Below are 16,967 nucleotides of genomic sequence, written 5' to 3' on the forward strand. Positions count from 1 at the left end.
CATGAACGAACCATCCTTGCCGCTGGCGGCATCTCCCGTCCAGCACACGCCGCTGCGCTGGCGCACGACCAGCCTCGTGGGCCGCATCCTGCTGCAACGCGGCCTGCAGGCGCTGGTCGTGGCGGCGCTGGTTGGCACGCTGAGCTTCCTGATGATGCGGATGCTGCCCGGCGATACCGCGTTTCGCGTGGCCGCCGCGCGCTATGGCTTCGACATGGTCAGCGCCGCTGCCGCGGAAGCCGTTCGCGCCGAACTCGGCCTTGCCCTGCCGTGGACCGATGCATTGCTACGTTGGTGGCACCACCTGCTGCAGTTCGACCTCGGCCTGTCGTCCGTCACGGGTGCGCCCGTCATCGACGAGATCGTCCATCAACTCGGCCACACGCTGCGGCTCGCCGTGGCGGCGCTTGCCGTGTCATGCGCGATTGCCGTGCCGCTGGGTTTCGCCGCAGGGCTGCAGGCCGGCGGTGCACTCGATCGCGGCACGCTGGTGGCGTCGGTCCTGCTACGCGCCATGCCGCCGTTCGTGCTCGGCATCGTGCTGGTGACGGTGCTCGCCATCGAATGGAACCTGATGCCGGCCGGGGGGCACCATGTACACGGCGCGCTGCTGATGCCAGCGCTGACGCTGGGCCTTGGGTTGGCCGCCACGTCAATGCGCGTGGCACGCAACGCCATGGCGTCGGTGGCGGAAGCACCCTACTTCGCGTTTGCGCGGGTCAAGGGTCTGACAGATGGACAAGCGCTGCTGCGGCACGGCGTGCGCAACGCGGCCATTCCGCTGGTGGCGTATCTCGGCGTCCAGCTCGTCTATCTCGTCGAAGGTGTAGTCGTGATTGAAACGCTATTCGCGTGGCCCGGCATCGGCCACGCACTGGTACACGCGATCTTCGGACGCGACGTACCGATGATCCAGGGCACCGCACTGGTCATGGGATTGATGTTCGTGGCACTGAACACGCTGGTGGACCTCGCCTGCGCGTGGATCGATCCGCGCGTGCGGCTGGCAAGGGGACGTCGATGAATCGTCGATTTTTTCAGTTCGATCGCCAGGGTCTGGGACTCGCGCTGCTCCTGCTGATCGCGCTGTTTGCACTCGCGGGCCCGTGGCTGGCCGGGCGCGCCCCGTTCGAACAGGATCTGTACGGCGTGCTGCAGGCGCCGGGGCTGCACGAACCCCTCGGCACCGATCACCTGGGCCGCAGCATGCTGGCGCGGCTGGCCGATGCCACGCGGCTGTCGCTCGGCCTTGCCTTGATCAGCGTACTGACCGCCGCGATTCCGGGCACGCTGCTCGGCCTGCTCGCCGCATGGCGCGGCGGCTGGACCGCGCGGCTGATCGGCACGGTGGCCGACGCGGTGCTCGCGCTGCCCGGCCTGCTGCTGGTACTGCTGCTGAGCGCCTTTGCACCCGGCGCGTTCTGGCCACTCTACGTGGGGCTGTCGCTGGTGCTGTGGGTCGAATATTTCCGCGTCACGCAGGCCACGGCCAGCGTCGTGTTCGCAAGCGGTCATGTGGAGGCGGCCAGGCTGCTTGGCTTCGGCCCGGGCTACGTGCTGTGGCGCCATGTCCTGCCCGAACTGCTGCCGTTGCTGGCCACGCTGATGAGCTTCGGCGCCAGCGCGGCAGTGCTCGCCCTGGCGGCGATGGGTTTCGTCGGGCTCGGCGCACAGCCGCCCGCTGCCGAACTGGGATTGATGATGACCGAACTGCTGCCCTATGCCGCCGAGGCCCCGTGGATCATCGCCAGTCCGATCGTCGTCCTGACCCTCGCGACGCTGGCACTGGTGCTATTGAGCGATGCCATGCAAAGGCGCCACGCATGATGCCCGATACCCTGCCCCTCCTCCGAGTCGACCAGCTCGATATCTCCAGTGCGGACGGCCGTCTGGTCGGCCCCGTCTCGTTCTCGCTGCTACCCGGCCGCGCGCTGACCCTGCTCGGCGAAAGCGGCGCGGGAAAGAGCCTGCTTGCACAAGCCATCCTCGGCACGCTGCCACGCGGACTGCGTGCCGCCGGACGCATCGTGGTGGGACGCGAATCCTCCGATGCCGGCGATGTCCGCGCGCGCCGGCAACACTGGGGCCGCGCGCTGGCCCTGCTGCCGCAGGAGCCCTCGCTGGCACTCGACCCCACGATGCGTGTCGGCCATCAACTGGCCGAGACACATGCGCTCGTCGGCGGCAAGCCGCGCACCGAGGCTTGGCAGCACACCCTGAAGGATCTTGGCACGCTGGGCCTCTCCCACGCCGCCAACGCGTGGCCATCGACGCTCTCTGGCGGCATGGCGCAGCGCTTGGCACTGGCCATCACGCGCGCAGGCAGCGCGCCGGTGCTGATCGTGGATGAACCGACCAAGGGACTCGACCCGCACTGGCGCGACGCCATCGTCGCGCAGCTCCAGGACGCCATGCGCCAGGGCTGCGCCGTGCTCACCATCACGCACGATATCGCCGTGGCTCGCGCGCTGGGCGGCGAGGTGGCCGTCATGCGGGACGGCACCATCGTGGAGCAGGCCAGCGCCGATACATTGCTGGCGCAGCCCCAGCACCACTACACGCGCACGCTGATCGCCGCAGATCCCCTGAACTGGCCGCGCAAGCCTGCGGCAGCCACTGGCGACGAGGTGATTCGCGCCACGGGGCTGGCCAAGCGGTTCGGCGCGCAGAACCTGTTTCGCCAGTTGGATCTCTCGCTGCACGCTGGCGAGCGTGTGGCCGTGACCGGCCCAAGCGGCAGCGGCAAGTCCACGCTCGGGAACATCCTGCTGGGACTCATCCAGGCCGATGCGGGCCACGTGAACCAACCCGGGAATGTGGCGCGCGTGCGCTATCAGAAGCTGTACCAGGACCCCACCGCCGCCTTCGCCCCGCGCCGCACACTGGGACACGCGCTCGACGACCTGTGCCGGCGCCACCGCGTGGACCCGGCCCGCATCGCACCGCTGATGCAGCGCCTGCGGCTGCGGCCCGTCTTGCTGACGCGGCTGCCGGGCGCGGTGTCGGGTGGAGAGTTGCAGCGCTTCGCACTGCTACGCGCCCTGCTGCTCGACCCCGTCTTCCTGTTCGCGGACGAACCCACCTCGCGCCTCGATCCGGTCACGCAGAAAGAGGTCATCGACCTGATTGTGGATGTCACCACCGAGCGCGGCTGCGCGTTGATGCTGGTGACGCATGATCGGGCGCTGGGCGATGCCGTGGCAGCGCGCCAGTTCGTGTTTGGATTGGGGTAATCAAGGAACCGGTGGCCCGCCTAAGTGGCCACCGGCTCAGACTTCGACGTAAGCGTCGAACTGCGAGGCCACCAGAAGCGGGGTCCGTTCGCAGCCGCAAACGCACCAGTCCTCACTCAGCGCCGCTTCCCGGCCATCGGGTCCTTTCGCCGGAATGCGTGGTCCGGTGCAGACGATTCGTCCCATCGACTTGCAACGAGGACACCAGACCGGATCGTGCTCGAATGCCTGCAACCTGCCACCGAGCTCTGCGCCAGCGGTGCCCCCTTCGACCACGCCACCCGCAGTGGTACGGTCGCCTCTTCGAATTCCATAACGCCTGACAATCTGCTTCCCTCCGTTCTTGCTTGCAACCATCTCCGGCTCCCATGCATCACGTGGCTAACAGCGCGGCCACGCCCATTGCGTGGCGGCGAACTCTCATTGCGCGTGGCACGGTACTACCTTTGTCGCAGGTTTCAAATACGTCACGCCACATTTAAAAGAACGGCTATTTCCCCCCCCTGCGCGGCATGAAATTGCGCGCGCATGACCCCCTCTCCCAACAGGGACATTGCGTTTTGTAGCGATCGATCTATAATTCCGCCCATGGTTTCATACCGATCGATACAAAACGAGGATCGTCATGGCTCGCCCCCGGCAGTTTGATGCCCACACCGCTTTGGCCGCGGCCCAGGAGACGTTCTGGGCCAAGGGTTATCAGGCCACGTCCACGCGCGAGTTGACGCAGGCCATGGGCCTGACGCAGCCAAGCCTCTACAACGCGTTTGGCGACAAGCGCCAGTTGTTCATGCAGGCGCTGGACGATTACCTGAACCGTTCCCTGCGCGAGCGCATTGCGCGGATCGAATCCGGCTATGCCCCGGCGCAGGCGCTGGAGCAGTTCTTTGCGGAAAGCATCGAGCGTGGTGCGAACGAGTTGCCGCATCGGGGCTGCATGCTGATCAATACGGCGCTGGAAGCTTCGCCTGAAGACCCCGAGATGCAAGCCGCCGTGACGCTGGAGCTGACGTTGCTGCGTGACTTCTTCAGCCGGCTGGTGCGGGCGGCGCTAGCGGACGGCAGCATTGCTGCGCACCATGATGCGGATGACATCGCCGCGATGCTGTTATCGATTCAGGTGGGCATGCGCGTGCTGGCCCGTGTGATGCCCGAGCGCGCATTGTTCGAAGCCTCGGTGCGGCCCGCGCTCGGCCTGCTCGGTTTGCGCGCCACACTGCACGGGCCACACTGACCGATAGCGGCCACGCCGCCGTCGATACCCCCGAATTCCCGATATCCGACACGCGCCACTCGCAGCGCGGCGGTATCGCTCGTCCTGCCAAAGCAGGACATCGACAACAAGGAACGCCCCCATGTCACAAGATGCCGCTGCCGCGCCACCCAGCGTACGGAAGGTTGCCGCTGACGATGCCCTCGACCTCAGTGCGCTGCATGCCGCGCTGGCCGGTCTCTGCGCCAGTCTGGTTGCCATTGGCCTGGCCCGCTTTGCGTACACGCCGCTGATTCCGGCGCTGATCCAGGCGCATTGGTTCAGCGCCTCCGATGCAGTCACGCTCGGCGCGGCCAACTTTGCGGGATACCTGGCCGGCGCCCTGCTGGGTCGGCCGCTGGCTGCGCGGATGTCGAACCGACACGCGTTGCGCTGGCTCATGGTGGCTGCCACGGCTGCCTTCTTTGCCTGCGCCATGCCGCTCTCGGTAAGCTGGTTCTTCTTCTGGCGCTTCCTGTCCGGACTGGCGGGCGGCGCGATCATGGTGCTGGTAGCCACGGCGATCCTGCCGCATATCGCCCCGTCGCGCCGCGCGTTTGTCAGCGGCCTGATCTTCCTTGGTCTGGGACTCGGCATCGCCGCGTCGGGCACGCTGGTGCCGGAGTTGCTCAGGCTCGGACTGCGCGCGACGTGGATCGGCCTCGGTGCCGTGTCGCTGGTGCTGACCGCTATCAGCTGGCTCGGCTGGCCCGCCAGCGACACGCCTCCAGGCATGCCGGCGGCAACGGCCGCAGGGCATCACGCCGCCGATCAGGCGCTGGCGTCGCACAAGCAGGCGCTGCGTGTGATCTACGTCCAGTACGCCGCCAATGCGCTCGGACTGGTGCCCGCGATGGTGCTGCTGGTGGACTACGTGGCGCGTGGCCTCGGGCAAGGTGCTTCCGTGGGATCGGGCTATTGGGTGCTGTATGGCGTGGCCGCCATCGCCGGGCCGCTGGTCAGCAGTTGGCTGGGGGGCCGGGTGGGTTACCGCAATGGCTATCGCATCGCCATGGTGCTGCAGGGTTTTGCCGTGGGGCTGCTGGCGGTGTCACATCACACCGTAGCGCTGTGGATCGCAACGATCCTGCTCGGCGCGTTCACACCGGGCATCGTGCCGATGGTGTTGGGAAAGCTGCAGGACATGATGCCGCACGATCCCGTCGCGCAGCGTGCCGCATGGAGCCGGGCCACGGCATCGTTCGCGCTCTTTCAGGCCATCGGCGGTTACGGATATGCGTATCTGTTTTCGCATACCCACGAAAACTACGCGTTGATCTTTACCTGCGGGGCAGTGGCGATGGCGGTGGCGTTTGCGGCGGACTTCGTGGCGCGCAAACCAGTCAGCCAGCCGCGCCGTCCGTAAACTTCTGAAGCAGCCGCAGGAATTCGCGGAACTCCTCGGGCGAGAAATGCCGCAGGCGGTGATTCAGCACCTGCGGCGCGATCTCGGGAATGGTGCCCGCAACGGACCGGCCCTTGTCGGTCAGCAGCAGATGCACCACGCGCCGGTCTTCTTCGCTGCGCTGACGCTGGAGCAGGCCCTTGTTCTCCAGCTTGTCGAGCATCCGCGTCATCAGGCCGGTGTCGATGCCCAGTGCGCGGCTGATCTCCAGTGGCGTACTGGCGGCGCCACGCATCAGCGCCAGCAGGATGCCCATCTGTTGCCCGGTGATGTCCAGCGGACGCAGCGCCGCATCCATTTCCATCAACAGGGTGTTACGGGCCCGGTTCAGATGGAACCCCACACTGTGCGTCGGTTGGAAGTTTTCGCGTGTGTAGTGTTTCACGGCATTTCCAGCAGATCGGAAGATCGGATCGCGTCAATGTATCTGATCCATCCGAAACTGCATAGGCCATGGACCCCGCCACAGTGCGTCGCGCTTAGCTGCGGGCGCTGACGGCGCCCTGGCCGTCGATCACAGCCATGACCTGCCTGGCCACGGCGTCGCCGACACGGCGGGCTTCGCCGCCGACGCTGTCGCGGCTGCCGGTTGCGCCATGCACGCCGACATCCGCGCCTGCGGAGATAGCAGCGTGACCGGCCAGAGCGCCCACGCCAGCCGTTTCCGCCATGCCGGGCATATGGCCGCTATCGGCATGGGTTTCGAACAGGGCGAGCGGCATCGGTTGGCCGTGTGCGGGTTGATACGACACTTGCACCGATGCGGTCACGTCGCTCTTGCCGGCACCCAGGCCGATCAGCAGGCGGCGGCGCTGCGTGCCTTCGTCGATCTTCTCGAAGCGGCCTTCCACCACGAGCGCATTGGCGTCCGTCGGCACCGGGCCGTCGATGCGCAACGCGTGCAGGCCCTTGGCCTGCAACTGCTTCACGATTTCGTCAGCCGTGGCGTTGCGGGCTGCAGTGGTGTCCTTGTCTTCGCTATTGACCGCGCTGCTGCCTTCGGCCATGGCGGTGATGCGCTTGACCACACCGGTGGTGTCCGTCTTCACGTTGGCAGCGGTGGTGTCGAAGTTGCGCACATAGACGATGTCGGGGTGGATGGCGCTGGCCGAGACCGGTGCGAGCGGCTCGGAAATCATCGTCGTGGCAGAGGCGCAGCCGCTCATCATCATCGACGACGCAGCGAGTGCGGCGATGACGGTCAGCTTGGTTTGGCGGGCAATGGTCTTGAGGGTGGCTTGCATGATGGGTCCTTGGTGAGTTTCGTTGGCACCGGACATCGGTGCCGGGCAGGACCCAGTATTGGATACGGGCGTGCAACACGCCAGGCATCAACTATGTCGGGAAATGTCACGGCCCTTCACGTGCTTGTTTCACGCGCTCATGCAGGCAGCGAGACCACGACTTCGAGGCCACCGCCCTCCCTGGCGCGGAACGTGAGCTGCCCGCCGTGCAGCCTTGCAATGCGCTCGACGATGGCGAGACCCAACCCTGTGCCGCTCGATCCACGCGTGTTGCTGCCCCGGCTGAACGGCGCGCGCAGTTGCTCCAGTTCGGCCAGGCTGATGCCGCTGCCACGGTCGCAGATCGCCACGTGCGCGTTGGCCGCATCCTGCCACGTGCGCACCAGCAATCCCGTCTTGCCGTAGTGGATGGCGTTCTGCATCAGGTTCATCAACATGCGCAACATGCTGGTCGGGCGATACGGCACGGGCCGCAGCGGCTGCAGGTCAAGTTCGAAGCCATGGCCAAGCCCCGCGAAATCCGCCGCCAGTTGTTCGACCAACGCGTTGAGGTCTCCCGGCTCCGGCGTCTCCCGCTCGCCACTGCCCGCGTAGTCCATGAACTGCTGGAGGATGGTGTCGATGTGATCGAGATAGCCTTCGACGGACGCCACGAACGCGTCGTCCGCGCCACGCGGCAAGGCCATCGCCATCGCGAGCCGCAACTTGGTGAGCGGCGTGCGGATGTCGTGCGAGACGCCCGCGAGCATCAGCGCGCGTGTTTTCTCGGCCTGCTGGAGTGCTTCGGTCATCTCGTTGAACGCCACGCTGACCGCTGCGATTTCGGTGGGCCCATCCACGGGCAATGGCTCCGGGATATCGCCGGCGTGGATGTCACGCGTGGCGCGCTCCAGTTCGCGCAAGGGGCGATTGATGTGGCGCTGCAGCAGGTAACCCGCCAGCGCGGCAAGCAAACCCAGTCCCGCCGATAACGCGATGGCGGCTGTCACACCGCTGGCCTGCGAGTCCGCAGTCATCGGCAAGGCAATCCATGCCGGCGCACCGGCTACGTGTATGCCGATCCAGAGCTTTTCCTGATCGGCACTGCCCTGCCATCGCACATCGGTATCGCGCGAGAGGTCGCGCCGCAGCGCCTGCATGAAGGTATCGCGTTGCCAGGTGCGGAACGGATGCGCCACATCGGCACCTGTCGGTTCGTCAGGCGGTGGCGTGAATTGTCCGCCGATGCGGGCCAATGCAGCGCGCCCCTCTTCCGGTGGCAGCCCGGTCAATGCGCTATCCATCAACGTGACGTAATGCGAGAACACGCTCGCTGCCCGTTCCACGCGCGGACGCTGCACGAAATGCAGCAGCACGAACAGCGAGCACGCCTGCGTGACGAACACGAGGATCACGAGCAGCGCGATATTGCGCGCCAGCAGCGAGCGCGGCAGCAAGGTGCGACTCATCCCTCCACACCCGCCACGAGCATGTAGCCCACGCCCCACACGGTCTTGATGAAGCGTGGCTTCGACGGGTCTTCCTCGACGATCTGCCGCAAGCGCAGGATCTGCACGTCGATGCTGCGGTCCAGTGCGTCGTGATCGCGTCCCCTCGCACGGGCCAGCAGATTCTCGCGGCTCACCGCGCGGTTCGGTGACGAGCCCAACGCATGGAGCAGCATCATCTGGGCCGAATGCACCTCGATGGGTTCGCCATCTCGCGTCAGCGTCTGCTTGCCCACATCGAAGCGAAACGCGCCGAAGCTCAGGGTCTGCGAGGAAACGGTGGGATCGCCTGCGGCGATTTTCTGGCGCCGCAGCAAGGCGCGGATGCGTGCCACGAGTTCATCGGGCAGGAAGGGCTTGGCCAGGTAGTCATCGGCCCCGGTATCGAGGCCGACCACGCGATCGGCTGGATCGCCCTTGGCGGTCAGCATCAGGATGGGGATGGTCTGGCCTTCTGCGCGCAGCTTTCGGCAAATGGTCAGGCCATCCTCGGGTTCCATCATCAGATCCAGCACGAGCAGGTCATACGGCTCGCGCTGCATGTAGCGGGATAGCTGCTTGCCGTCGGCCACGGCGCGTACCTGGAAGCCATGGCCGGTCAGGAAGCGCTGCAGCATGTTGCGCAGTTCCGCTTCGTCGTCGAGCACGATAATCCGGTTCGCCTGCTCCATCCGTTCCTCCACGGTTGCGGGCTTGACGCATCAACGCTGCTTCATGTGCTGGGCCATGAAGACTTCGATCTGCGGCAGCGTGATGTAGCCAACGCGTTGTGCATCGATCTCGTCGAAATGACGCGCCACCATCGGCATGCCGGCCTGTGCCTGCGCCTGGGTCAGCTTGCCATCGCGCGTGGTGTTGGCGGCGGCAAAGCGTTCCTGCAATTGCGTCAGCACCTGCTCGGCGCGCACCGACTTGTCGCCCCCGCCTGCCATCGGCATCCCCTGGGCGCTGGCGCCTGCAGAAACAATACACAAGATAAGTACAGCCATCATCTTCTTCATGATGAAACTCCGTGGGTTGGCCGACGTTGGGCCGGCCGGTTGATAAAAAAGAAAAAAAGAAAACAGGAAAAGGATCGGTCAGGCGTAGTGCGTCGGCACCCAGACGCGGCCTACCCAGTGGCCGGGCACGACGTAGGCGGGACGCGGCGCGACATACACCGGGCGCGGTGCCGTGACCACCACCATCGGCAGCGGCGCCACGCGGACGGGCGGCGGCGGTGCGATCACCACGGGCGCCACCGGCACCGGCGCGGGCACAACCACAACCGGCGGCGGGGGCGGCGGCATGACGGCAGGCACCGGGGCTACCACGGCAATCGGTGCCGGAGGCGGTACGTAGACCGGCGGCACGCCCACCACGACCGTCGAGCCGGTGCTCACCGTCGCGCCATGCACGACCGTTGTACCGCCACCGGTGGTCACCACACCGCTCGACACACGGGTAGCACTGCCCGAATGCGTGACGGTGCCGCCATAGCTGCCGTTGACGGTGCCGGAGCGGTCACAAGTGCCCCAGGCACAGGACGTGGATGCCGAGTGGTTGTAGCTGTTGCCGTTGCCCGCCGTCACGGTGCCGGACGAGCTGTACTGCCCGGCGCCGTTACGGGTGACGCTGCCATCGGTCGTGGCCGAGTGGCCATTCGATCCGGTCATGTCGCCAGTGTGGTTGCAAGTGCCGCCTGCGCAGCTGGTGCTGCCATCGTGCTGCACCGAGCGGCCGTTCGGGCCCACGGCGGTGCCGCTATTCGAAAACTGTCCCGGTGCATTGCGGGTGACGGTGCCGGTGTTGGTCGCCAGTCCGCCGTAGGGGCCGACCACGCCGCCAGCATGGCCGCAGCTACCGCCGCCGCACGACATGGCGTGGCCGCCACTGTAGGTGCCTCGCGGGGTATAGGCATTGAAGTGGCCACCGCTCCAGGCAAACGCGGAAGCGTTGACCAGCAGGAGCAGGGAGCCGGCGGCGGCGATCAGGATTCGGTTTGCCATGATGATGTCCTTCGAGTTCGGTTTGCTTCGGGACGCTGCGTATCGCGTCGACGGGCTGAACTCTAGGACGTGGATCGGCGGCTGTCGCCCCGCAAATCATGTCGGGATATGTCACGAAAAATCGGTGACATGGAACGACATAATTGATGACTGGATGCCCGACGGTCGCCCCACTACATTTGCCTCACCGACGCAGCAACACCGCGTCACCCCAGACAGAAGCAGACACACCGTGAGGAAAATCATGTTGACTACCGGAACCATCGCCACCGCCGTGACAGCGTTCATCGTCACCGTATCGCTCGTCGAAGCCGCCATCCTCTGGCGCCGCCGCCAGGGCACCGACAACCCGTACTCGTGGAAGGAAGTCTGGCTGTCGCTGGCCGACCTCGCAGGCCGCAAGCTCTCCGTGCTGCTGCCGCTGTCGCTGGCCACGCCGGTCTTTCATCTGGCCTGGGAACACCGCCTGTTCACGGTGACGCTGAACAGCGCGCTGATGGTGTTCCTGCTCTTCATCGGACAAGAGTTCTGCTACTACTGGTATCACCGCGCCTCGCACCGCATCCGTTTCTTCTGGGCCACGCATGCCGTGCACCATTCGCCGAACCAGATGAGCCTGGCCTCTGCCTATCGTCTGGGCTGGACTGGCAAGATCACCGGCAGCGCCGTCTTCTTTGCACCGCTGGTACTGCTGGGTGTGCGTCCCGAAGTAGTGCTGGCCACGTTGTCCGCCAACCTGCTCTATCAGTTCTGGCTCCATAACGACTGGATTCCGAAACTTGGCTGGTTCGAATACGTGTTCAACACCCCGTCGGCCCACCGCGTGCACCATGCCTCGAACCTGGATTACCTCGACGCCAACTACGGCGGTGTGCTGATCATCTTCGACCGCCTGTTCGGCACCTATGTGGAAGAACGCGCTGAAGAGCCGGTGCGCTACGGCCTGGTTCACCCGACCACTACCGCCAACCCGATCGTCAACCAGTTCGAACATTGGGTCAGCCTGTTCCGCGACATGGCCAACTCCCGCAAGCCGTGGCACGCACTGGGCTACCTGACGATGCCTCCGGGCTGGGCACCGGACGGCCAGGGCACAACGACCGAGGCACTGCGCCTCGCCGCAAAGCAGCAACGCAGCACAGCTGTGGACGAGACGAAGGGAGCGACCGAAGACACGATGCAAGGAGACCTGCAGCAGGCATGAAGACGATGAGGCCAGCCCCCTCGCTATGACATGACAGGCCACGGTGTGCGATCATCGTGGCCTGTTCGCATTTCCGCCTTCCCCAAGGCGCCCCCCATGCCCGAACGCATCAGCGAAGACATCACCTTCCGCAAGCTGGAGGCACTGCTCGCCTTCATGGAAACCGGCAACCTGGCCAAGGCCGCCGAGGCGCTCGAGGTCAGCACGGTCAGCATCCACCGGGCCCTGCATTCGCTGGAGGAAGGATTGCGCTGCACGCTGTTCCGCCACGAGGGACGCAACCTGCTGCCCACCGAAGCGGCCCATGTGCTGGCCGATGTGGCGCGCGACGTGCTCAAGACCATGGCCGACGGCGTGCGCATCACGCGCGAGGCCGCCGGCTACTCGGCAGACCAGCTCAAGATCGGCTCGCTCTATTCGCTGACGGTGCGCACCGTGCCGCAGGTGGTGATCGGCATCAAGATGCGCCGGCCCGAACTGCAGACGGAACTGGTGCTCGGCTCCAACGCGGACCTGCTCGACAAGCTGCGTCAGGGCACCATCGACGCCACGCTGATGGGCATGCCCGATCCAAGCCCGGAGATCGAATCGATCCCGATGTTCGAGGACGACATCTTCTTTGCCGCCCCCGCCAATTCGGATTACGCGCGCATGGATGCCGTGGATCTGCGCCAGTGCCGTGACGAGCCGTTTGTGTCGCTGGGGGATGGATTCGTGACGTCGAGCGGATTTGCCGAGGCGTTCCGCATTGCCGACTTCACACCGAACGTGGTGATGAAGGTGGGCGACATCTTCTCGCTGATGAACCTCGTGGGCGGCGGCATCGGCTACACGCTGTTGCCGGGCCGCGTGCGTGACGTCGTGGCGCCCAACGTCACCTTTGTGCCGCTGACCACCGACTACGGCATGAAGCAGACCATCGGCCTGAGCTTTCTGCGCCGCCGCGAGCGCGACCCCAATCTGCTGGCCCTGGCGGCGGTCTGCCGTATGATGACGCGCGAGCCGCGCTAGACCCGCTGTTTTAATCCGCCGCTGCCGGCGCCGGCACGGCACTGCCCCGCAGCGTGGTTTCGCGCAGGCGTGCCACGAAGAACGGCGCGATCAGCGAGACCCCTGCACTCATCAGGAACAGCAGGCGGAATGCGCGTTCCGCCGCCACACGCACCGCTGCCGCATCGGCCTGGTCGCCTCCGCCCATCACGCGGCGGAACATGCTCATCAGTACATCCTCGCCGCCCTTCAGGTCGGACACCGCCACGCCGCTATGGCGCAGCAGCGCGATCAGCACCGTGGTCAGCACAGCCACGCCCACCGCGCCGCCCAGCAGACGGGCGAAGGCCGTGAGTGCCGTGGCGATCCCCATCTGGTGATGCGGAACCGAGTTCTGCGTGGCCACCAGGCCCGCAGGAAGTTGCAGCCCGATCGACAACCCAAGCACGATCATCACGACGGCGGCCAGCAGCACCGCATCGGGCGGCGTGAAGGCCAATGCCACGATGGCCACGGGCGCCACCAGCGAACCAGTCATCTGCATGGGCTTGTAGCGCCCGCTCCACGTCATGAGCCGGCCGGAGATATACGCGCCGAACGGAATGGCCAGCGTCAGCGGCACGAGTCGCAGCGCCGCAGTATCGGCATGGGCGCCGCCCACCACCTGAAAGCGCAGCGGCAGCAGCACCGACATCGCAATCAACTGGAAGAAACAGAGGAACAGCGTCAGGCAGCAGATGGCCACCGTGGGCACGGCCAGCAGGTTCAGCGGAATCACGGGGTCCACCGCGCGGCGCTCCTGCCAGACGAACAGCGCCATGCCGACGAGCCCCGCCGCCAGCAGGCCGATGGTCTGCGGCTCCAGCGGCGCATGGCCCTGCCCCAGCCGCGTCAGGAACACCAGCACGCCCGACAGCCCGCCGCCGAACAGCAACGCGCCGAGATAGTCGATCCGGTGCTTGCGCCCGCTCACCGGCAGATGGCGCAGTGCGCGGCGCACCACCACCAGCGCCAGCAGCGCCAACGGAATGTTGATCCAGAAGATCCAGCGCCACGACAGGAAGTGCGCCAGATAGCCACCCAGCACGGGGCCGGCCATGCTGGCCACGGCCCACACGCCACTGACGTAGCCTTGGTAGCGTCCGCGCTCGCGCAGCGGCACCACGTCGCCAATCGTCGCCTGCGAAACCGAAATCAGCCCGCCGCCGCCCAGCCCCTGCAGGATGCGCGCGGCAATCAGCATCGGCATGGTCGTGGCCATGGCACAGGCCACCGACGCCAGCAAAAACAACACGATGGCGAACGTCAGCACCGCGCGGCGGCCCAGCACGTCGGAAAGCTTGCCGTAGATCGGCGTCACCACGGTGGACGCCACCAGATAGGCGGAGATCACCCAGGCCATGTCCTCGAACCCGTTCAGTTGCAGCGCGATATCGGGCAGCACCACCGCCACGATCGACTGCTCCAGCGCGCCGAGAAGAATGGCGAGCATCAGGCCGAAGATGACCTGCATGACGGGGACGTTGGCCGGCGCATGGTTCGACGACGTGTCGGGGGCGAGCTTGGGTGCAGCGGACATTGGATTGGCCTGACAGGCAGATGACCCCACGGCGCGGGATCGCTGCTCTTGTGTCGGATGGAGAGAGCCGACATTTTATGCGACCGCTGAAAACCGCGCCTGACTGTTTGCTTTCAGTGGGCTTTCAGTGGCAGACCGTGCACTTCAAATGAAACATCGAGCGTCAACTGCCAACCTCAGCCGACATACGGCCGGCAATCAATATGGCGCCACACGCCGTCTTCATCCCATGCAGTGCCACAGGCGTTTCGTCGACGGTGTACTGCTGGTTCCCTTCGACAATCGGAAAAACACCCCTGCATTTCGGGCACGACACCATATGCCCTCGCCCGGCGATCTTGCGCCCATCCAGGTCGGTGTTGGAGAAGCCTTCGAGGACAACACCTCCGTGGTCGGTTGAGTCGCCCTGGCAGATGATATTTTCAGTCATTGTGATGGTAGTTGGATTGGAGGGTTGAATCGTTCATAGCTGACAAGCAGGAACTCTTCGACCAATTGAAGTGCGGCCCTGAAGAACCGCGGCAGATTCTGGATTCGGCCTTGCGTGCGGCGTCGGAGATCACCGCTTGCGCCACCCCCCACGCCTTGTATTGCACACTCCACCCGATCTCGCCGGTTGCGTCAGTTGATTACTTTCCCTCTCGAATCTTGGAAAGATCCTTCTCTAATATTTTCATATTTGGAGGATCTTTATCTGCTTTTTTATCCTAGCCATGCGCTTACTTTCCGTTTTAGTCGTTCAATTCATTCCTCTGTAAAATCATCAAAACTATTTCGGACTACGACAGGTCAGGCCCAAGAGCCCAACTTACTTGGACGCACCAGCAATGCAGACATCCTCTCCATCAAACTTCCTTCAGCAAAATCGCCGGAAGTTGCCCTTCACTGTGTAGCTTGCGAATGGTCGACCTATTGTGATTCTGGCTCAGGAACGCGAGCAGACTGCTGAATGTTTCAAAAAGAGCAAGTTCAAGTTCATTCATTTGTTCTCCCTCAATACTGCGATTTATGCGCTCGACAATATCCGATGGCATTCCGGGAGATCGCTCAATCCTCCATCTAGCATGAGGCTCAATACTGCTTTTCATTTTTAAAACCATTCCAATATTCCCCACGCCTAATGGATACTCTAGCAGCTCTTTGAATAAAATCCCAACATTTACATAAAATTGCTTTCCATAAGCTGATTTTTGACGGTTTATTATTACCCAGTAGCTTGAATATTCGATAAAGCGAGTATTTCCCGCGCCATTGAATCCCGCTTTTTTTGCGGCATTTCCAAATGCCCCACTCGTCGAAAATGGCTTTTTTGAATCCATCATTCCGCCCCTGGCTTGGGTATTACTACATTTCGAGAGATTTTCCCGGTGCTCGGATAGACATTCAATCCGCCAGCGAAGCCAATCGGCTCCTTGCTAATGAACCGCCCCGCCGTAGGATCGTAATACCGATCACCTCTTGCGCCGCTCCCCAATCCACAGAGTATTATTCTTTTTCCCCCAACCACTCAAAAGCTAATACCAACAATTCCCTCAGATTTTTAGGACCGCCATATCCTTCAAATTTAGATTTTGTTGCCATCACACGAATCCAATCACCTTCATCACGATCAATGTTTATTTGAAGCCCCCCTTTGGAAAGAGCTTTGTTTATGGTAACGGCCCAACCGGGGTTATCTAGGGTAGATATATTTATTCCATAAGAATGTTCCCAGCTCCCATTGCACTCCGAGCTATACCATTCTTGCAGCATCTCAATCAGATCTTTCATCTGCATAGTCCTTTTCGCTTTGCCAGCTCCCTCGCGATACGGATGTCACGCTTAGAAGCGTGTCTTGTTACTTCCGTTTTCTTTGATGTGGTTATTTGACCATTAGGCCCGACATTAGTGTCCCTGGTTTGAACATGCGGGGTCGGGATTACCGTATTTGTGGCTTTGTCGTAATGTGAACTTCCCTGTAAATCGATATGCCCCTGTGTTTTTGGCGTGGAAAATGAAACAGAGTTCTGATTTATCTGCTTGGAAAGTTCTTGAGCCATTTCTTCGGCAGTTTTTGGCACCTGCGAGGCAACATCATTGCAGCGTGGTACGCAGCCCTTACATTTCTTCGTCAACCCCAGCGGGTCCACCCACCCCACCGGATTCGGCCCATACAGGAAGACATTCAATCCGCCAGCGAAGCCGATAGGATCCTTCGAGATGAACCGCCCGCTCGCCGGATCGTAATACCGATACCGGTTGTAATGCAGCCCCGTCTCGTGGTCAAAGTACTGCCCCTGGAATCGCAACGGATTCTGGATCCCCGCCTTGCGGGCGGCGTCCGAGATTACCGCCTGCGCCGCGCCCTACGCCTTGTACTGCACGCTCCACGCGATTCCGCCTGTCTCGTCGGTCAGTTCCTGCGGCGTGCCCAGGTGGTCGCACTGGTACCACGCCATCGCGTCGAACGGTTGCGGCGGGAGCGTGTACGTCCACAGCGGGTCTTCGTCGATGTTGTAGCCGCCCTCGTAGACGGGTTGCCGGTGGAGCCGGATCGAGCCGTGGTGCACTGCCTGGGCCAGGGGCACGAAGCAGCCGGGTCCGTA

21 protein-coding genes are annotated in these 16,967 nt (G+C 63.8%); 7 read left to right on the forward strand and 14 right to left on the reverse strand.

The window, feature by feature from the left end:
• Nucleotide 1: 1 nt before the first annotated feature.
• The 3 genes from GA566_RS23235 to GA566_RS23245 are packed head-to-tail and all read left to right on the forward strand — an operon-like array spanning nt 2 to nt 3,233.
• Nucleotides 2–1,024 (forward strand): ABC transporter permease, encoded by a 1,023-nt coding sequence (locus tag GA566_RS23235; protein ID WP_237380594.1) that lies wholly within the window; start codon nt 2–4, stop codon nt 1,022–1,024.
• Entirely contained in the window at nt 1,021–1,827 is an 807-nt protein-coding gene (locus GA566_RS23240; RefSeq protein ID WP_160474138.1) for an ABC transporter permease, read from the forward strand. The genes GA566_RS23235 and GA566_RS23240 overlap by 4 nt, the downstream gene beginning before the upstream one ends.
• Complete coding sequence (locus GA566_RS23245) at nt 1,824–3,233, forward strand: ABC transporter ATP-binding protein (protein ID WP_237380596.1); 1,410 nt, start codon at nt 1,824–1,826, stop codon at nt 3,231–3,233. Before GA566_RS23240 ends, GA566_RS23245 begins: the two co-directional genes overlap by 4 nt.
• A gap of 36 nt (nt 3,234–3,269) precedes the next feature.
• On the opposite strand, the gene GA566_RS23250 is transcribed toward GA566_RS23245, so the two are convergent.
• Nucleotides 3,270–3,590, reverse strand: a complete 321-nt coding sequence (locus GA566_RS23250) for a PAAR domain-containing protein (protein WP_137926319.1) — start codon at nt 3,588–3,590, stop codon at nt 3,270–3,272.
• Nucleotides 3,591–3,858: 268 nt separating this feature from the next.
• Here GA566_RS23250 and GA566_RS23255 point away from each other — a divergent pair, with 268 nt between their 5' ends.
• Nucleotides 3,859–4,467, forward strand: coding sequence for a TetR/AcrR family transcriptional regulator (locus GA566_RS23255; protein WP_160474139.1), 609 nt, complete (start codon nt 3,859–3,861; stop codon nt 4,465–4,467).
• A 121-nt stretch (nt 4,468–4,588) separates the two neighbouring features.
• Nucleotides 4,589–5,851, forward strand: a complete 1,263-nt coding sequence (locus GA566_RS23260) for a YbfB/YjiJ family MFS transporter (protein WP_160474140.1) — start codon at nt 4,589–4,591, stop codon at nt 5,849–5,851.
• On the opposite strand, the gene GA566_RS23265 is transcribed toward GA566_RS23260, so the two are convergent.
• The 6 genes from GA566_RS23265 to GA566_RS23290 form a co-directional block, all read right to left on the reverse strand.
• A complete protein-coding gene (locus tag GA566_RS23265) occupies nt 5,829–6,275 on the reverse strand; it encodes a MarR family winged helix-turn-helix transcriptional regulator (protein WP_137926316.1) in 447 nt (148 codons plus the stop codon). The genes GA566_RS23260 and GA566_RS23265 overlap by 23 nt on opposite strands.
• Before the next feature lie 94 nt (nt 6,276–6,369).
• The gene (locus GA566_RS23270; protein ID WP_160474141.1) at nt 6,370–7,134 is read right to left on the reverse strand and encodes a DUF4410 domain-containing protein; all 765 of its coding nucleotides are present in this window, start codon (nt 7,132–7,134) and stop codon (nt 6,370–6,372) included.
• Nucleotides 7,135–7,271: 137 nt separating this feature from the next.
• On the reverse strand, nt 7,272–8,582 hold the full coding sequence (locus GA566_RS23275; RefSeq protein WP_160474142.1) for an ATP-binding protein: 1,311 nt from the start codon (nt 8,580–8,582) through the stop codon (nt 7,272–7,274).
• Nucleotides 8,579–9,292, reverse strand: a complete 714-nt coding sequence (locus GA566_RS23280) for a response regulator (RefSeq protein WP_160474143.1) — start codon at nt 9,290–9,292, stop codon at nt 8,579–8,581. The genes GA566_RS23275 and GA566_RS23280 overlap by 4 nt, the downstream gene beginning before the upstream one ends.
• 30 nt (nt 9,293–9,322) lie before the next feature.
• Complete coding sequence (locus tag GA566_RS23285; protein ID WP_160474144.1) at nt 9,323–9,622, reverse strand: EF-hand domain-containing protein; 300 nt, start codon at nt 9,620–9,622, stop codon at nt 9,323–9,325.
• 78 nt (nt 9,623–9,700) lie between these two features.
• A complete protein-coding gene (locus tag GA566_RS23290; protein WP_160474145.1) occupies nt 9,701–10,609 on the reverse strand; it encodes a hypothetical protein in 909 nt (302 codons plus the stop codon).
• A 244-nt stretch (nt 10,610–10,853) separates the two neighbouring features.
• On the opposite strand from GA566_RS23290, the gene GA566_RS23295 reads away from it, so the two are divergent.
• Both GA566_RS23295 and GA566_RS23300 read left to right on the forward strand, forming a co-directional pair.
• Nucleotides 10,854–11,813, forward strand: coding sequence for a sterol desaturase family protein (locus GA566_RS23295; RefSeq protein WP_160474146.1), 960 nt, complete (start codon nt 10,854–10,856; stop codon nt 11,811–11,813).
• Between the two features lie 96 nt (nt 11,814–11,909).
• A complete protein-coding gene (locus GA566_RS23300; protein WP_160474147.1) occupies nt 11,910–12,824 on the forward strand; it encodes a LysR family transcriptional regulator in 915 nt (304 codons plus the stop codon).
• 10 nt (nt 12,825–12,834) lie between these two features.
• Here GA566_RS23300 and GA566_RS23305 read toward each other — a convergent pair whose 3' ends face one another.
• The 7 genes from GA566_RS23305 to GA566_RS33740 form a co-directional block, all read right to left on the reverse strand.
• Nucleotides 12,835–14,382 (reverse strand): MDR family MFS transporter, encoded by a 1,548-nt coding sequence (locus GA566_RS23305; RefSeq protein WP_237380598.1) that lies wholly within the window; start codon nt 14,380–14,382, stop codon nt 12,835–12,837.
• 163 nt (nt 14,383–14,545) lie between these two features.
• On the reverse strand, nt 14,546–14,812 hold the full coding sequence (locus GA566_RS23310) for a PAAR domain-containing protein (protein WP_160474148.1): 267 nt from the start codon (nt 14,810–14,812) through the stop codon (nt 14,546–14,548).
• Nucleotides 14,813–15,227: 415 nt separating this feature from the next.
• Complete coding sequence (locus tag GA566_RS23315; protein WP_160474149.1) at nt 15,228–15,704, reverse strand: DUF4304 domain-containing protein; 477 nt, start codon at nt 15,702–15,704, stop codon at nt 15,228–15,230.
• Entirely contained in the window at nt 15,701–15,889 is a 189-nt protein-coding gene (locus GA566_RS33730; RefSeq protein WP_137926307.1) for an RHS repeat-associated core domain-containing protein, read from the reverse strand. Before GA566_RS33730 ends, GA566_RS23315 begins: the two co-directional genes overlap by 4 nt.
• Complete coding sequence (locus GA566_RS23325; RefSeq protein WP_160474151.1) at nt 15,868–16,152, reverse strand: immunity 53 family protein; 285 nt, start codon at nt 16,150–16,152, stop codon at nt 15,868–15,870. The genes GA566_RS33730 and GA566_RS23325 overlap by 22 nt, the downstream gene beginning before the upstream one ends.
• Nucleotides 16,149–16,670 (reverse strand): RHS repeat-associated core domain-containing protein, encoded by a 522-nt coding sequence (locus GA566_RS33735; RefSeq protein ID WP_370459342.1) that lies wholly within the window; start codon nt 16,668–16,670, stop codon nt 16,149–16,151. The genes GA566_RS23325 and GA566_RS33735 overlap by 4 nt, the downstream gene beginning before the upstream one ends.
• A 57-nt stretch (nt 16,671–16,727) precedes the next feature.
• Entirely contained in the window at nt 16,728–16,949 is a 222-nt protein-coding gene (locus GA566_RS33740; RefSeq protein WP_370459343.1) for an RHS domain-containing protein, read from the reverse strand.
• Nucleotides 16,950–16,967: the final 18 nt, after the last annotated feature.

The organism is Cupriavidus sp. SW-Y-13 (genome assembly GCF_009793345.1).
GTDB lineage: Bacteria > Pseudomonadota > Gammaproteobacteria > Burkholderiales > Burkholderiaceae > Cupriavidus.

Bases quoted from the DNA above. Each gene is read 5' to 3' on its own strand.
- GA566_RS23255 (WP_160474139.1), top strand. From the start codon at position 3,859: ATGGCTCGCCCCCGGCAGTTTGATGCCCACACCGCTTTGGCCGCGGCC.
- GA566_RS23295 (WP_160474146.1), top strand. From the start codon at position 10,854: ATGTTGACTACCGGAACCATCGCCACCGCCGTGACAGCGTTCATCGTC.
- GA566_RS23245 (WP_237380596.1), top strand. From the start codon at position 1,824: ATGATGCCCGATACCCTGCCCCTCCTCCGAGTCGACCAGCTCGATATC.
- GA566_RS23240 (WP_160474138.1), top strand. From the start codon at position 1,021: ATGAATCGTCGATTTTTTCAGTTCGATCGCCAGGGTCTGGGACTCGCG.
- GA566_RS23305 (WP_237380598.1), bottom strand. From the start codon at position 14,382: ATGTCCGCTGCACCCAAGCTCGCCCCCGACACGTCGTCGAACCATGCG.
- GA566_RS23235 (WP_237380594.1), top strand. From the start codon at position 2: ATGAACGAACCATCCTTGCCGCTGGCGGCATCTCCCGTCCAGCACACG.
- GA566_RS23325 (WP_160474151.1), bottom strand. From the start codon at position 16,152: ATGAAAGATCTGATTGAGATGCTGCAAGAATGGTATAGCTCGGAGTGC.
- GA566_RS23260 (WP_160474140.1), top strand. From the start codon at position 4,589: ATGTCACAAGATGCCGCTGCCGCGCCACCCAGCGTACGGAAGGTTGCC.
- GA566_RS23290 (WP_160474145.1), bottom strand. From the start codon at position 10,609: ATGGCAAACCGAATCCTGATCGCCGCCGCCGGCTCCCTGCTCCTGCTG.
- GA566_RS23300 (WP_160474147.1), top strand. From the start codon at position 11,910: ATGCCCGAACGCATCAGCGAAGACATCACCTTCCGCAAGCTGGAGGCA.
- GA566_RS23315 (WP_160474149.1), bottom strand. From the start codon at position 15,704: ATGATGGATTCAAAAAAGCCATTTTCGACGAGTGGGGCATTTGGAAAT.
- GA566_RS23285 (WP_160474144.1), bottom strand. From the start codon at position 9,622: ATGAAGAAGATGATGGCTGTACTTATCTTGTGTATTGTTTCTGCAGGC.
- GA566_RS23280 (WP_160474143.1), bottom strand. From the start codon at position 9,292: ATGGAGCAGGCGAACCGGATTATCGTGCTCGACGACGAAGCGGAACTG.
- GA566_RS23270 (WP_160474141.1), bottom strand. From the start codon at position 7,134: ATGCAAGCCACCCTCAAGACCATTGCCCGCCAAACCAAGCTGACCGTC.
- GA566_RS23250 (WP_137926319.1), bottom strand. From the start codon at position 3,590: ATGGTTGCAAGCAAGAACGGAGGGAAGCAGATTGTCAGGCGTTATGGA.
- GA566_RS23310 (WP_160474148.1), bottom strand. From the start codon at position 14,812: ATGACTGAAAATATCATCTGCCAGGGCGACTCAACCGACCACGGAGGT.
- GA566_RS23275 (WP_160474142.1), bottom strand. From the start codon at position 8,582: ATGAGTCGCACCTTGCTGCCGCGCTCGCTGCTGGCGCGCAATATCGCG.